Genomic DNA, 13,425 nt, shown 5'->3' with positions numbered 1-13,425 from the left:
CCAAAGAGGCCCGGGACTACCCGGACCTCTTTTCGCATTTCCCCTCGTTTCGGTGTGGTGTAACCGCAGGTAAAGTATGGTACACTAAACGAAAAGTCTTGATTTGGGTGGCGATACGTGTGCATCAACCATCACTGGCGGCACTGAAAGAGCTGGCCCTACGCTGCGCCCGTTCCGCAGGCGAGCTGAGCCTCAAGCGAATGAATGAGCCGTTTACTGTCGAATACAAAACCTCTGCCTCCGACCTGGTCACGGCTGTCGATAAAGAAGTGGAGAAACATGTGATCGATATGATTCTCGAGCGTTTTCCCCACCACGGGATCCTGGGAGAGGAGAGCACCTTTACGGGAAACTACCGGGATTACGATACGCTTTGGGTCATCGACCCGATCGACGGAACGACCAATTTCGTACATCAGCATATCAATTTTTCCGTGTCCATCGCGGTGTACCACAAAGGGGAAGGTCTGGTCGGGGCGGTTTACGATCCTTCCCGCGATGAGCTTTTTTACGCGGTAAAAGGAGAGGGGGCGTACCTCAACGACCGTCCCTTGCGACTGGAAAAGGTTGTGACGCTGGAAGAAGCGCTGCTCTGCACGAGCGTGTTTTGGAACAAGCGGGCCGAACAGATGGGCATCGACCAAATCGTAAAAAAGCTGGCAGGCAAAGTCAGAGGAATGCGCCTTCTCGGAAGCGCGGCGCTGGAAATGTCGTACGTGGCGGCCGGCCGCTTGGATGGGTACGTCAGCATGTCCCTGAACGCTTGGGATTTCGGCGCAGCCAGAATCATTGTGGAAGAAGCGGGCGGCAAGGTCACGACGATGCTGGGGACGCCATTGCCGTTTAACCAGAAAAGCAGCGTGATGGCCTGCAATCCGGCTTTTTACGAAGAGCTCCAGCATTACTTGAATTTAACAGATAGCAACGAAGCACACTCGTAACGAGGAATAGCCGAGACCTGCTGGATGCCGTGTCCAGCAGGTTTTGCCGTTTTCGGCCGTTCGGGTCGCTTAACGGACGTACGGCGCATATGCTATGGCAGCGGTTTCTTTTTTGGCGAAAGTCGATGAATGCACCAGGCTTGTCTCACAGGAGGGGATAACGATGACGATTACCGCCCTGGCAGAGGAAAGTGTGCGCATCATCATCCGGCATCAGGCAAAGAGCGGCGCGTACGTCGCCTCGCCTGGCTTTGCCGCTTACCGATATGCGTGGCTGCGCGACGGGACGTTTACGGCGTACGCCATGGATCGCGCAGGGCAGCACGAGAGCGCTCGCCGCTTTTATCAATGGTGCGGCAGCGTCGTGCTGCGACACGCGGAGAAAGCCCGATCCGCCATCGCGGCAGTACGAGCTGGGGAGCGCACAGGGGGCAATGAACGTTTTTTGCATACCCGGTACACGGTGGACGGAGACGAGGTATGCGGCCAGTGGGGGAGCTTTCAGCTTGACGGCTATGGCGCCTGGCTTTGGGGACTGGCAGAGCATGTGAGACTCGTTCAGGACGCTCAGCTCATCCGAGAGCTTCGCCCAGCCGTCGATTTGACGCTGGACTACCTGCAGGCCTGCTGGCGACTGCCCAACTACGACTGCTGGGAGGAATGGGGCGACCGGCAGCATCCTGCCACGATGGCGGCGATTTTCGGAGGTGTGCGGGCGATGGCTGGACACTTTCCGGAGCGGGCAGAGGAGCTCGGGCGCCTAGCGGATGACATCCGCGAGTTCGTGCTTGTTCGCGGCACAGCGGAAGGGCAATTCGTCAAATCGCTCGGAAACCCTGTCCCTGATGCCAGCTTATTGTGGCTCAGCGTCCCTTTCGGTTTGGTCGAACCCGACGACCTCCTCATGAAGGGGACGGTGCAAGCGATCGAGCGCGAGCTGCTCGCCGGCTGGGGCCTGCATCGCTATGCCGCCGATACGTATTACGGAGGCGGTCAGTGGCCGCTCTTGTCTGCATGGCTCGGCTGGTATTACGCGCGGACGGGAAGAGAGGAAGAGGCGCTGCACATCTTGAAGTGGATCGCGTCACACAAGCTCCCCGCAGGCTTTCCGGAGCAAGTGCAGGATCATCTGCTGTCCCCGGATTCGTATCGCCAGTGGGTGGAGAGGGAAGGCCAGCCCGCGGTGCCGCTGCTCTGGACTCATGCGATGTATCTCGTCCTCGCTGCAGAGCTGGGGCTGACGGAGAATCCAAACCCAACCGGTCCGATGCCAAATCCCTCAGTCTGAAGGCTGACCATCCCATGCTGGAAAATCATCCCGCGGCCCGACGATCTCCGTCGTGAGAGTAAGTATAATGGCCATATCGGGTACCACGGGCTGCATGTACATCGAGCAGGTCGCGAAGTAGCCGGTCACGGACCGTTATCTTGCATGCGGTCGATTTTGGAGGGAGAGATACAGCTTGGGTAAAGGAAAAACCATTCTGGGAGCTAGCCTCATTCTGATAGGAATCTCGTACTTTGCCTATCAGACAATGGGTGTATCCATATTTCAAAGAGAAGTAGCCAATGTGGACAAAAAGTGGGTGATTCAACCGAACGACATCAAGAATTTAGATGTTCAGGGCGGCTCTACGGACCTTCAGGTAGAATTTATCCCGAGCGAGAATGATGAGTCCTATATCCTGGTGGAAGGAACAGCTCTGGGCGACGTGGCCCAAAAGATTGAATCAGCCCAGATAGCCAATCATACATTGAGTCTGGACTTGGCTTCCGATGAATGGCATTTTCTGTCCTTTGATACCCGGGAACGGACCCTTTTGGTTACGGTTGCGCTTCCTGAAGAAAAAATGCTGGATACGGTCGCACTCCGTCTTCGGTCGGGGGACGGCAGCTATGACCATATCAAAGCAAAACGCGTGCAAATCGAGGCAGCTTCAGGAAATATGGATATCAGCGGCATTGCTGCCCAGGATATTCGAATCGAAAGCAGCTCGGGGAACATCAACGCGAGCGAAATTCAAGGGACTACCCGAATTGCATCGAAGTCCGGCTCTGTCTCGGTTGACCAGCTCTCAGGGGATTCTGTAGTGGATTCGACATCAGGAGACGTCGACATCGTCCAGAAAACACCGGCAAATGCCGACATTACAGCCAGGTCTGGCAGCGTGACATTTACCGTAGCCGAAAATTATGCAGGACGTTATCAGCTGCATGCGAATTCCGGTGAGATCGAGGCTCCCGTTGCCAAGGGAGAAACGGAGGACGTCGTCAAAATCCAAACGAACTCCGGCGATATTACGGTAAACGAGTCCGAGTAGGACCTTCACATACAAGCTCCCTAGCGGAAATAGAGCTTCCGCAGGGAGCTTTTTGGCGTGCCTCTTTCGATTGCCATGCTTCTATAGGGGGAAAGGCGACCTCAGCCGCCGCGCGAAAGAATAAAATGTCAGACGTGACAAATAGTAAATGAAGTGCGACGTGATGGGTCCCGTATTGACTATTTGCTGGGGGGAATGAAAATTGGCGGCATCTCAACCTGCGCAGCACGGCAAAGATCGGCATCCGCCGGGGTTGTACCTGTTGTTTTTTACCGAGATGTGGGAGCGCTTCAGCTACTACGGAATGCGCGCGCTGTTGACCCTGTACTTGACGACGGCTCTGATCAGCGGCGGGCTCGGTTTTGACAAAAGCGTGGCGATGAGCATATACGGCTTCTTCACGGGAGCTGTCTACTTTACTCCTTTGGCGGGCGGCTATTTGTCGGACCGGTATATCGGGAGAAGGCGGGCGATCACCATCGGCGGGATTCTGATGGCGCTCGGCAACTTCGCGCTATTCGCATGGACGAATACGACCGGACTTTACATCGGATTGGGCCTGCTGATTATCGGAAACGGTTTTTTCAAGCCGAACATCTCCACGCTCGTCGGAGAGCTGTATCCAAACGACGAAGGCAAAAAAGATGCGGCTTTCACCATTTTTTACATGGGGATCAACATAGGCGCCTTTTTTGCTCCGCTGGTAACGGGCTACCTGGCTGACAAGCTGTTCATGACCTCCGCGAACGGCGTGGACCATTTTGGCTATCGCTACGGCTTTCTGGCCTCGGCGATCGGGATGGTCATCGGCCAAGTGATTTACAACAGTCTCGGAAACCGGTATTTGGGTGACATCGGGCGTACGCCGGTGACCACTCAAACAGAAGGCAATAGCCAGGGAGGAACCGTCGCTGCCGGCCCTTTGACCACAAAAGAAAAACAGCGGACAGCCGTCATCGTCATCATCACATGCTTCGTGATTTTCTTCTGGGCTGGCTTCGAGCAGGCGGGGAGCTCGTTGACCCTGTACGCGGACACGTTTGTAGACAAGCACTTCTTCGGGTTCGAGGTCCCGACCGCCTGGTTTCAGTCGCTCAATCCGCTGTTTATCGTCCTGCTCGCACCTGTGCTTTCCTCCTTTTGGATCAAGCTGTCGCACACCAAGCGCGGCGATCTGAGCATACCTGTCAAAATGGCTTGCGGCATGATTTTGCTCGGTCTCGGCTACATGGTGCTGATCATGGCGGTCCTGCAGACGGGGAGCGACGCGACTAACGTCGTAGTGCAGTCGAATATCATGTTCATCGTGTTCACCTATCTGCTGCATACGCTTGGCGAGCTGTTTCTGTCGCCGGTGGGTCTGTCGATGGTCAGCAAGCTGGCTCCGCTCAAGCTGGCTTCCCTGCTCATGGGCGTATGGCTCGCGAGCTCAGGCGTGGCGAACATTCTCGCTGGTTACCTCGCCGCCTATACGCAGTCCCTCGGCTACTTCGAAGTGTTCGGACTGATCGGCCTGATGGCGATCGTGATGGGGATCATTTTGCTGCTGTTGTCGGGAAAACTGGTGCGGATGATGGAATAGCGCTGAAACTGGCGAAAGTATCGCAGACGCGGCGTCGACCTTGGCAGCAGGCATGAAGCGGTCTGGAAAAGCGGAGAGGGAAGAGCCGGCCACTCAGTTCGATCCGTGGCCGATCTTCCCTTTTCTTGTGCCTGCTTCTGCATCGCCGGCAGGTGCGCCCCCGGTCGTAGCAGCCAAGACTCCTCCCAGCGTCACAACTCCCCCTGCGATCGACAGAAGCGAAGGGACTTCACCGAGCCAAATCCAGGCGATCCCGAACGCCAGCGCGGGCGTCAAGTACAGCGAGCTGGTCGCCTCGGAGGCGCCTACCCGAGCCGTTACGTACGCCAGAGCGAGATAGGCGAGCACCGTCGGGAAAATGCCCAGGTAGAGCACGGTGAGGGAGACGCTTGCAGGCGCCTGGAGGATCGCTTCCCCGAGGCCAGGCAAGGCGTAGAGCATGAACAGGGTGCCGCCCCAGACGGAGTAGGCGGTGAACGCGAGGAATCCGTACTTTTCGACATAAGGCTTTTGAAAAGCAAAGTACAGGCTCTCGGAAAAAGAGGCCACGAGAATCAGAACAATCCCGTTATTCCATTGGAAAGGCTGCCCGGTGCCCATGGAGCTGATCAGCACCCCGACGAATCCGAGAAGCGAACCGGCCCATCCCCGAAGGCCAAGCCTTTCCCGATAAACCAGCAAGGCGAGCAGCGCGGCGAAGATCGGGGTAGTGGACACGAACAGGCTGGCAACCCCGGAGCTGACGGTCACCTCTCCGTAATTGAGGGCTGCGTGATACACGGTAAAACCGGAAGCGCCAAACAGGAGGAGGGCGGGGATGTCCTTTGGCTCGGGCAGCCGGATGCGAAAAATCAGGGCAATGAGGAGGAGCAGCGCAGAGCCGACGAGAAAGCGCAGGAGCGAGAGCTGATCGGGCGTGAAGGCAGTAAGTCCGTGGCGGATGCCGGGAAATGCCGAAGCCCATAGAAGGAGGCAGCTGCCTTGGGCAAAGACGACGCCGAGCTGTGACTGTTTTTTCATATCATTCCGTCCCTTTTGTGCTATACCCAACCACTTTTGCGGTAAGGCGGCTTGATGTTTTCATCTTACAAAGGAATTGGTAAAATGACTGCAACCAGTTGCGCAAAGTAAAACCCAACCACTTAGGCGGTAAGCAGCCGGGCAAGGGGGACGATGGCCTCATGGATCAAAGCAAGGAGACAGCAGTCAAAACGCTTCCGAAATACAGGCAAATCATCGAATTCATCAAGGAAAAGATCGCTAACGGGGAATGGCCGATCGGCAGCAGGATTCCCAGCCAGCGCACACTGGCGGCGCAGTTCCACGTCAATCGCAGCACGGTCATCGCGGCATTGGAGGAGCTGACGGCGGACGGGCTGATCGAAGGTCGGATGGGGATGGGAAATGTGGTCGTCAACAATACGTGGACGCTGCTTGCCACCAACCCTCCACCAGACTGGAACGAATACGTGCGGGCGGGTACGCACAAGCCGAGTCAGGCAGCCGTCCAGGAAATCAACCGGGACGAGTCCGATGCGAGCTTCATTCAGCTGGGCAAGGGAGAGCTGGCTGCGGACATTTTTCCGCTGGAGAAAATGAAAGAGGTGCTTCAGCGGGTGACGCAGCGCCTCGAGACGTTCGGGTACGAGGAGCCGAGAGGGTTTTTGCCGTTGCGCCAGGCGCTCAGCGATTATGTGAAGACATTTGGCATCGAGGCATCCCCTTCTTCCATCCTGGTCGTGTCGGGTGGATTGCAGGCGCTGCAGCTCATCTCGGCCGGGCTATTGCATCGTGGCTCGACCGTTCTTTTGGAAAGGCCGTCCTACTTGTACTCGCTGCATCTTTTTCAGTCGGCGGGAATGAGGCTGGCGGGATTGCCGATGGACGAGCAAGGTCTGCTTCCGCGGGCGATCGCGGCGGCGCATGGCAGACAAAAGCAGGGCGACATGCTGTACACCATCCCTTGCTTTCACAACCCGACGGGAGTCTTGATGTCCGAAAGAAGACGGCAGGAGCTCCTCCAGGTCTGCGAGGAGGCGCGGCTGCCGATCATGGAAGACGATATATACCGCGAGCTCTGGCTGGAGGAGCCGCCGCCGCTGCCGCTCAAAGCGCGGGACAAGCACGGGCACGTCTTGTATTTGGGCAGCTTGTCCAAAACGTTGACGCCTGGGCTTCGAATCGGGTGGGTGATCGGACCCGAGCCCGTCATCGACCGCCTGTCCGACATCAAAATGCAAACCGACTACGGTTCCAGCTCGCTTTCCCAGCGGGTGGCGGCGGAATGGCTCTCCAGCGGCCTGTACAGCCAGCATGTGCAAAATGTCAGGGGGGAGCTGAAGGTGCGAAGGGCCGTAGCGCTGAATGCGCTCGAGAGGTACATGAATGGTCTCGCTGCGTGGGACATTCCGCAGGGGGGATTCTTTATCTGGCTGAAAATCAAGGCCAAAGTCCCCATGCTGGAGCTGTTCAAAAAGGCGGCCCGACAAGGCATTCTGTTGAATCCGGGGAACATTTACGCGCAGGAGACGGACGGTCACGTAAGGCTCTCCTACGCGTATGCATCGCTGCCTGAGCTCGAGCGGGGGATACGGCTGCTGAGCCGGATTGTGGAGGAGATGAGCAGGTAGCGGCACGTCGCTTTCTTGCGTGAAAAAGGATGGGGCAGCCAAAGCCGCCCGCATCCTTTTTACATTTCCATTTCCTGGTTCCTAGAGCGAAATGCCGTACGCAACGAGTGCTTCGCGCAAAACGTCTGCCATGATTTCATATCCAAGCACGTGCGGATGAAGCCCGTCATCCGCAAGGCCTTCGCGCAGGGTCAGTCCGTCCGGGTCGGTCAGCCGGGAGTGGTAATCGACGTAGACGGCTCCCGATTCGCCGGCCAGTCCCCGGAGAGCGTCATTGATTCTCACAACCAGCTCGTTTCGTTCCCGATTGCGTGCATACCGGTCCATTCGGGTAGGAAGCAGGGAGCAGACGACCGGCCGGATGCCTTGTTCGGCCGCCATCCGCACCATCGCTTCCACATCGCTGGTCACTTCCCTGAAAATCTCTTCTGGGGACAGCCGGTCTGCCGGAGAAAATGCGTCCAGGGCCCAGGTGTTGTTGATGCCGATCAAGATGACCACGCAGCGCGGGCGCAGCTGCAGCACATCGGCAGGAAAACGAAGGCGGGCGTGCCCGGAGGTATCTCCGCCGATTCCACGGTTGACGATGGCGAGCCCGGAGTCTTGAAAGAATGTCGCGACATCCCACCAGTGGGTAATGGAATCCCCGAAAAAGACGATATCGACCTTTCGACTGTGATAGAGCAGCGCCTCGTTATGGAAGTCAAACTCGTTGCGCCTCCTGTCGGCAGCGGCATCGATGCTGAAAAAGCCGGGTCGGATCACATCAGGACGTATCTGGTTCACAAGTCATCCCCCTCCTCAATGGCATTGTATCATGTCCGTTATCAAGCCCTATGAAAAAATTCCCTCTACTCCTACTTGATTTTATGGGAGGCAAACGTTAACATATGAAAATGAGAACCATTATCATATGTTAATTTTGAATATAGAAGGTGAACCCATGTCCATATCCAGAGTTATCCGCGAGCGCCGCTCGATCAAAAACGGTTACAAGCCGGATGCCGTCCCCGAATCGCTCGTTCTCGAGCTATTGAATGACGCCGTGTACGCTCCGAATCACGGCTTGCGCGAGCCGTGGCGCTTCTTGTTCGTATCCACGGAAAACAAGGAGGCGTTTATCGAGCGGATGCTGCCGCAGTTCGCCCCGGACCAGCAGGCAAAGCGCCGGGAGCTGTTCAGCGAGCCCGCCGCCTTTTTGATCGTCATCATGAAGCAGGATCCTCGTCAAAAGCAATGGGAGGAAGACTTTGGCGCGACCTGCGCCTTGATTCAAAACTTCCAGCTGCTAGCTTGGGAGCGCGGCCTCGGCGTCGTGTGGAAAACGAACCCGCACAACTGGGATCCGAAAGTTCACCAAGTATTGGGCGTACAGCCGGGTGAAAAGATCGTGGGATTCCTGCACCTTGGCTTCTTCGATCCGGCTGCCGTCCCTGACCCGCGACCGCGTACGCCGGCCGAGCAAAAGTTCACCCGTTTTCAATAGAGAAGCGAGCGCTCCTGCGTAGGGAGGGCTCGCTTTTTTTGTACAGATAGGAATTTATAAAATTCCTATCCAGTATAAGGGCAACCGCGGCTCCGCCATAAGGTATGGCGTAGCCAGGTTTTCTAAGCAAAAAAAGCCCGCCCGAGCTAGAAGGGGGCTATCCGGGCGGAAAATGGAGGACGATATGTCCATCGTAGGGTCTGACAACCTTATGATAGACGGCGGATGTTAAGGAAGCGTAGAGACTGCATAAAGGCTTTGTTAATTTTAGGGAGGCAAGCACCCGATTTTTTTGAATTGGGAGAAGCGATAGACAGGCATCCATACGGACGGGAAGGGTTTGTCATATGGTGAAAGTAAGGCGCTGACCGTCGCAAGGCGGCAGCTGCTATCATCGCCAAGAGAGAGGAGAGAATAGGAATGGGATTCGGATTCGGCTTCAACGGTGGCGGTATTTGGTGGATCATTATCATCATTCTTCTCATCGCTGCTTTTTGCGATGACTAATCTGGCTGGAAAGGAAAAAGACTCTGCGCTGGTATAGTGGGCGCAGAGCCTTTCCTTTTTCATTCCATAAATCTCTATTACTTCAAGTGCTGCAAAAATTGCCGGGTACGCTCCTCGCGCGGCTGCGTGAACAGCTGTTCCGGAGAGCCTTGCTCCACGACGACCCCTTGGTCCATGAAGATGACTTCATCCGCTACCTCCCGCGCAAAGCCCATCTCGTGCGTGACTACCACCATGGTCATTCCTTCCAGAGCCAGCTCCTTCATGACTTTCAGGACTTCTCCCACGAGCTCGGGGTCGAGGGCGGAGGTGGGCTCGTCAAAGAGCATGACCTGCGGATCCATGGCGAGGGCGCGGGCGATGCCGACTCGCTGCTGCTGGCCGCCCGAGAGCTGGGCCGGGTAGTGGTCCAGCTTGTCTCCCAAACCGACTTTGGCGAGCAGGGTGGAAGCTTTCGCTCTCGCTTTTTCCTTGCTTTCTTTCTTTACCGTCACCGGTCCCTCCATGACGTTTTCCAACGCGGTCATATGGGGGAACAGATTGTAGTTTTGAAAAACCATCCCGGTTTGCTTCCGCAGCAGGGGAAGCTGCGAGCGCTCTACCTTCTGGGAGAAATCGAGCTTGACCTCGCCGATCCGGACCGTGCCGCTCGTCGGGATTTCCAAGGCGTTCAGACAGCGGAGCAGCGTCGTCTTCCCGGAGCCCGAGGGGCCGATGATCACGATTACTTTGCCTTTGTCCACATTCAGGGAGATTCCTTTCAACACGTGCAGGTGCTGAAATTGCTTGTGCAATTCCGTGATGGAAATCATGCGAATTCACCTACTTCTCTTATACATAGCGGTCCAGCCTGTTTTCGAGGCGGTCCTGAATGATCGAAAGCACGAAGCAAATCACCCAGTAGATAAGTGCCGCCTCGGAATAGACCAGGAGCGGTTCGTACGTGGATGCCACGATCTCCTGCGCTTTGCGGAACATCTCGGGCACGAGGATCGCCGCAGCAAGCGAGGTGTCCTTGACCAGGCTGATAAAGGAGTTGGACAGCGGCGGGATGGATACACGAGCCGCTTGCGGCAGGACGACCCGCTGAAGTGCCTGGCGGTAGCTCATCCCGATGGAGTAGGCCGCTTCCCACTGTCCTTTGGGGATCGATAAAATCGCTGCGCGCACGATCTCGGAGGAGTACGCTCCTACACTGAGCGAAAAGCCGATGATAGCGGACGGGATCGGATCGATCATGATGCCGATGCTGGGCAAGCCGAAAAAGATGATGAACAGCTGCACGAGCAGCGGCGTGCCGCGAACGATAGAGACGTAGATCCTGGCGATGGCGGACAGCACCTTGATGCCGGAAATCCGGGCGAGTGCGGTAAAAACCGCGATGATCAGACCGATGAAAAAGGACGCAATGGCAAGGGTAATAGAATAGAGCAAGGCTCCTTTCACCAGAGGGAGAAAGGAGCTTTGCGCGATTGAGATCCAACGGTCCAGGCGTTCTGGATTGTCAAAAAAGTTACTGAGAGACATCTGCACCAAACCATTTCTCGGAGATTTTTTTGAGCGTGCCGTCTTTTGTCATGTCATCCAGCGCTTTGTTGAAGGCTTCGACCAGCTCCGGATTGCCTTTGCGGAACATGAACCCGTTTTCCGCGACGTTCGGATCCTTGGCGACGATCTTGATCGGCGTATCCGGCTTCTGCTTGAGGAAGTCCAGGAGCGAGAGGCCGTCGTTGATCGTGACGTCGACACGCTTGGAGACGAGCAGGTCAATCGCCTGGTTGAAGCCTTCGACCCCGACGATTTCCGCGCCGTTCTTCTTCGCGATGTCTGTCAAGTTGCTGGTGAGCGTCTGCCCGGCTTTCAAGCCTTTGATATCCTCAAAGCCTTTCACGGTCGTGTTGTCTTTGTGCGTGACAAGGACTGCCGTAGAGACGGTATAAGCCTTGGAAAAGTCGTATTTTTCCTGGCGATCCGGACGAATGCCCACCTGGTTGGCGACCACGTCGAACCGCTTGGAGTCGAGACCGGCGAACATGGCATCCCACTGCGTTTCCTGGAAGACCGGCTCCACGCCGATGCGTTTGGCCACCTCCGTCACGACATCCACATCATAGCCGGTCAGTTTGCCCGACTGGTCGTGGAAGGTGAAGGGGGCGTATGTTCCCTCGGTGCCGATCAGCAGCTTGCCGTCTGCTTTTACTTTATCGAGCAAGTTCTGTTCCTGTTTGGTCTCGGCAGAAGCAGGGGTTGACGATCCTTGGCTTTGCTGCGGCTGGCTGGTTGGAGCAGCTCCGCAGCCCGCTAATGCGAAGACGAGTGTGGAGACGATTACAGAGAATAAACCTTTTTTCATAAATTAACCCCCACTAAACCGATGTGAATTGAATAAGGAACATACTAATGGCCGCCCCAAGTTTTGTCAATCGCTTATTTGGAGATGTCTTCCCCGAACCATTTTTCGGAGATGGCTTTCAGCGTTCCGTCCTGGCGCATGTCATCCAGCGCTTTGCTCATCGCGTCGGACAGATCGGTGCTGCCCTTGCGGAACATGAAGGCGGTCGGCTGTCCTTCTTCGTTTTTCGCCACGACTTTGATCGGCGTATCCGGTTTTTGCTTCAAGTAGTCGAGCACGGTCAGGTTGTCGTTGAGCACGACGTCGACGCGGCCCGTAGCGATCAGGTCCATCGCCTGGTTGAAGCTGTCGACGGCGACGATTTCCGCGCCGTTGGAACGGGCGAGGTCTGCGTAGTTGCTCGTCATCGACTGGCCGGCTTTCAGACCTTTGATGTCTTTGAAGTCTTTCACGGTCGTATTGTTTTTGTTTGTGACCAGAACGGCGTGGGACACGGAATAAGGCTTGGAGAAATCGTATTTTTCCTGGCGGTCAGGGCGAATGCCCACCTGGTTGGCGATGACGTCGAAGCGCTTGGAGTCAAGCCCGGCAAACATGGCATCCCATTGCGTTTCCTGGAAGACCGGTTCCACACCGAGGCGCTTGGCGACCTCTGCCGCCACTTCCACGTCGTAGCCGGTCAGTTTGCCGGACTGATCGTGGAAAGTAAAGGGAGAGTATGTACCCTCTGTCCCGATGACGAGCTTCTTGTCGGCTTTCACTTTTTCGAGCAGGCTTTGGGATGCTGCCTGATCGGCAGGAGCGGCGTTATTTGGCTGGGATGGGGCATTGGACGTGCCGCAGCCGACAATTCCCAGTAGCATGCTAGAGATTAAAGCGGAGAAAATCAACTTTTTCATACGTACGATCTCCTTTAGTGTGATGGAATTTCATTGATTCATAGTAGTGGCGAACGTCGCATTTGTCAATGACGAAACCTTCGAAATCCGATTTGGGTGATAGGGTTTATGTAGCCGCCTTTTTCTCCCTCCATAGGATACTCATTCATGCGGAAGGCTATGTTTGGAGCTTTTGCCAGCCGTCACGAGCCGTTTTGGCAGTTGAGCTTCACAGGGAAGAAGCGTACAATTAGGTACGAATCTCGGTATTCGGAGTACATAGGGAAGCAGATGAGAAAAGGAGTCCACATACTATGTTGAACGATTGGCGTCTTTATACAGATGAGAGCGGAACCGAACAAAAACACGTCGCATGGCATGAGGTCCTCAAGGAAATCGCGCAGCTGAACGGGAGCACCCGGACGCTGGTGCACGCGGCCTACGGGGATCATGTAGACCTGGTCGTGGCTGGGGGGAACAACGGAAAAGTGCTGGTGCAATGGAAAGAACACGAGCCAGTCGCCCAGCATTACGTTCTCGCGGCGGACAAGCATACGGGTGTCATGTGTACCCTGGTCATTGAAGGCAGCGAGGTCACTTTCCCCATCTCCTGGTGTGTGCCGCTGGAGCAGGCCGTTCCGGTATGCGGCGATGTTTTGCGGACATGCGAGAAAGGTGAGCCTGCGCAGCTGGAATGGCTGCCGGTAGAGATGTAGGGCTGGAGGAC

General features: G+C 56.0%; 14 protein-coding genes. 7 read left to right on the top strand and 7 right to left on the bottom strand.

Features of this window, described 5'->3' with window-relative positions; all coding sequences use genetic code 11:
- Positions 1-98: 98 nt before the first annotated feature.
- The 4 genes from RGB73_RS22395 (at position 99) to RGB73_RS22380 (ending at position 4,844) form a co-directional block, all read left to right on the top strand.
- Positions 99-941, top strand: a complete 843-nt coding sequence (locus RGB73_RS22395; RefSeq protein WP_396136124.1) for an inositol monophosphatase family protein — start codon at positions 99-101, stop codon at positions 939-941.
- Between the two features lie 163 nt (positions 942-1,104).
- Complete coding sequence (locus RGB73_RS22390) at positions 1,105-2,229, top strand: glycoside hydrolase family 15 protein (protein WP_310764929.1); 1,125 nt, start codon at positions 1,105-1,107, stop codon at positions 2,227-2,229.
- 175 nt (positions 2,230-2,404) lie between these two features.
- Positions 2,405-3,262, top strand: coding sequence for a DUF4097 family beta strand repeat-containing protein (locus tag RGB73_RS22385; protein WP_310764928.1), 858 nt, complete (start codon positions 2,405-2,407; stop codon positions 3,260-3,262).
- Positions 3,263-3,464: 202 nt separating this feature from the next.
- On the top strand, positions 3,465-4,844 hold the full coding sequence (locus RGB73_RS22380) for a peptide MFS transporter (protein ID WP_310764927.1): 1,380 nt from the start codon (positions 3,465-3,467) through the stop codon (positions 4,842-4,844).
- A gap of 93 nt (positions 4,845-4,937) precedes the next feature.
- On the opposite strand, the gene RGB73_RS22375 is transcribed toward RGB73_RS22380, so the two are convergent.
- A complete protein-coding gene (locus RGB73_RS22375) occupies positions 4,938-5,864 on the bottom strand; it encodes a DMT family transporter (protein ID WP_310764926.1) in 927 nt (308 codons plus the stop codon).
- 161 nt (positions 5,865-6,025) lie between these two features.
- Here RGB73_RS22375 and RGB73_RS22370 point away from each other — a divergent pair, with 161 nt between their 5' ends.
- Positions 6,026-7,474: an aminotransferase-like domain-containing protein gene (locus RGB73_RS22370; protein WP_310764925.1), complete on the top strand. Its 1,449-nt coding sequence runs from the start codon at positions 6,026-6,028 to the stop codon at positions 7,472-7,474.
- 81 nt (positions 7,475-7,555) lie between these two features.
- On the opposite strand, the gene RGB73_RS22365 is transcribed toward RGB73_RS22370, so the two are convergent.
- Entirely contained in the window at positions 7,556-8,260 is a 705-nt protein-coding gene (locus RGB73_RS22365; protein WP_310764924.1) for an SGNH/GDSL hydrolase family protein, read from the bottom strand.
- A 157-nt stretch (positions 8,261-8,417) separates the two neighbouring features.
- Between RGB73_RS22365 and RGB73_RS22360 the strand changes: the two genes are divergently transcribed.
- Entirely contained in the window at positions 8,418-8,960 is a 543-nt protein-coding gene (locus tag RGB73_RS22360; protein ID WP_310764923.1) for a nitroreductase family protein, read from the top strand.
- Between the two features lie 267 nt (positions 8,961-9,227).
- Here RGB73_RS22360 and RGB73_RS22355 read toward each other — a convergent pair whose 3' ends face one another.
- From RGB73_RS22355 to RGB73_RS22335, 5 genes are all read right to left on the bottom strand, one after another.
- Positions 9,228-9,530 carry a hypothetical protein gene (locus RGB73_RS22355; RefSeq protein ID WP_310764922.1) on the bottom strand — a complete coding sequence of 101 codons (303 nt, stop codon included), beginning with the start codon at positions 9,528-9,530 and terminating at the stop codon, positions 9,228-9,230.
- A 14-nt stretch (positions 9,531-9,544) separates the two neighbouring features.
- Positions 9,545-10,279 (bottom strand): amino acid ABC transporter ATP-binding protein, encoded by a 735-nt coding sequence (locus tag RGB73_RS22350; RefSeq protein ID WP_310764921.1) that lies wholly within the window; start codon positions 10,277-10,279, stop codon positions 9,545-9,547.
- 19 nt (positions 10,280-10,298) lie between these two features.
- Positions 10,299-10,994, bottom strand: a complete 696-nt coding sequence (locus RGB73_RS22345; protein WP_310764920.1) for an amino acid ABC transporter permease — start codon at positions 10,992-10,994, stop codon at positions 10,299-10,301.
- Complete coding sequence (locus tag RGB73_RS22340) at positions 10,981-11,820, bottom strand: amino acid ABC transporter substrate-binding protein (protein ID WP_310764919.1); 840 nt, start codon at positions 11,818-11,820, stop codon at positions 10,981-10,983. The genes RGB73_RS22345 and RGB73_RS22340 overlap by 14 nt, the downstream gene beginning before the upstream one ends.
- 74 nt (positions 11,821-11,894) lie before the next feature.
- On the bottom strand, positions 11,895-12,719 hold the full coding sequence (locus RGB73_RS22335) for an amino acid ABC transporter substrate-binding protein (protein ID WP_310764918.1): 825 nt from the start codon (positions 12,717-12,719) through the stop codon (positions 11,895-11,897).
- Between the two features lie 293 nt (positions 12,720-13,012).
- Here RGB73_RS22335 and RGB73_RS22330 point away from each other — a divergent pair, with 293 nt between their 5' ends.
- On the top strand, positions 13,013-13,414 hold the full coding sequence (locus RGB73_RS22330) for a hypothetical protein (protein ID WP_310764917.1): 402 nt from the start codon (positions 13,013-13,015) through the stop codon (positions 13,412-13,414).
- Positions 13,415-13,425 lie beyond the last annotated feature (11 nt).

It is taken from the genome of Brevibacillus brevis (genome assembly GCF_031583145.1).
In the GTDB taxonomy this organism is placed as follows: domain Bacteria; phylum Bacillota; class Bacilli; order Brevibacillales; family Brevibacillaceae; genus Brevibacillus; species Brevibacillus brevis_E.
Note: the sequence above shows the minus strand (reverse complement) of the source record. Positions and strands in the feature narration are given on the sequence as shown.

Coding starts and splice junctions, on each gene's coding strand:
- RGB73_RS22360 (WP_310764923.1), top strand. CDS start 8,418: ATGTCCATATCCAGAGTTATCCGCGAGCGCCGCTCGATCAAAAACGGT.
- RGB73_RS22355 (WP_310764922.1), bottom strand. CDS start 9,530: ATGAAAAAGGAAAGGCTCTGCGCCCACTATACCAGCGCAGAGTCTTTT.
- RGB73_RS22335 (WP_310764918.1), bottom strand. CDS start 12,719: ATGAAAAAGTTGATTTTCTCCGCTTTAATCTCTAGCATGCTACTGGGA.
- RGB73_RS22370 (WP_310764925.1), top strand. CDS start 6,026: ATGGATCAAAGCAAGGAGACAGCAGTCAAAACGCTTCCGAAATACAGG.
- RGB73_RS22350 (WP_310764921.1), bottom strand. CDS start 10,279: ATGATTTCCATCACGGAATTGCACAAGCAATTTCAGCACCTGCACGTG.
- RGB73_RS22330 (WP_310764917.1), top strand. CDS start 13,013: ATGTTGAACGATTGGCGTCTTTATACAGATGAGAGCGGAACCGAACAA.
- RGB73_RS22375 (WP_310764926.1), bottom strand. CDS start 5,864: ATGAAAAAACAGTCACAGCTCGGCGTCGTCTTTGCCCAAGGCAGCTGC.
- RGB73_RS22340 (WP_310764919.1), bottom strand. CDS start 11,820: ATGAAAAAAGGTTTATTCTCTGTAATCGTCTCCACACTCGTCTTCGCA.
- RGB73_RS22345 (WP_310764920.1), bottom strand. CDS start 10,994: ATGTCTCTCAGTAACTTTTTTGACAATCCAGAACGCCTGGACCGTTGG.
- RGB73_RS22390 (WP_310764929.1), top strand. CDS start 1,105: ATGACGATTACCGCCCTGGCAGAGGAAAGTGTGCGCATCATCATCCGG.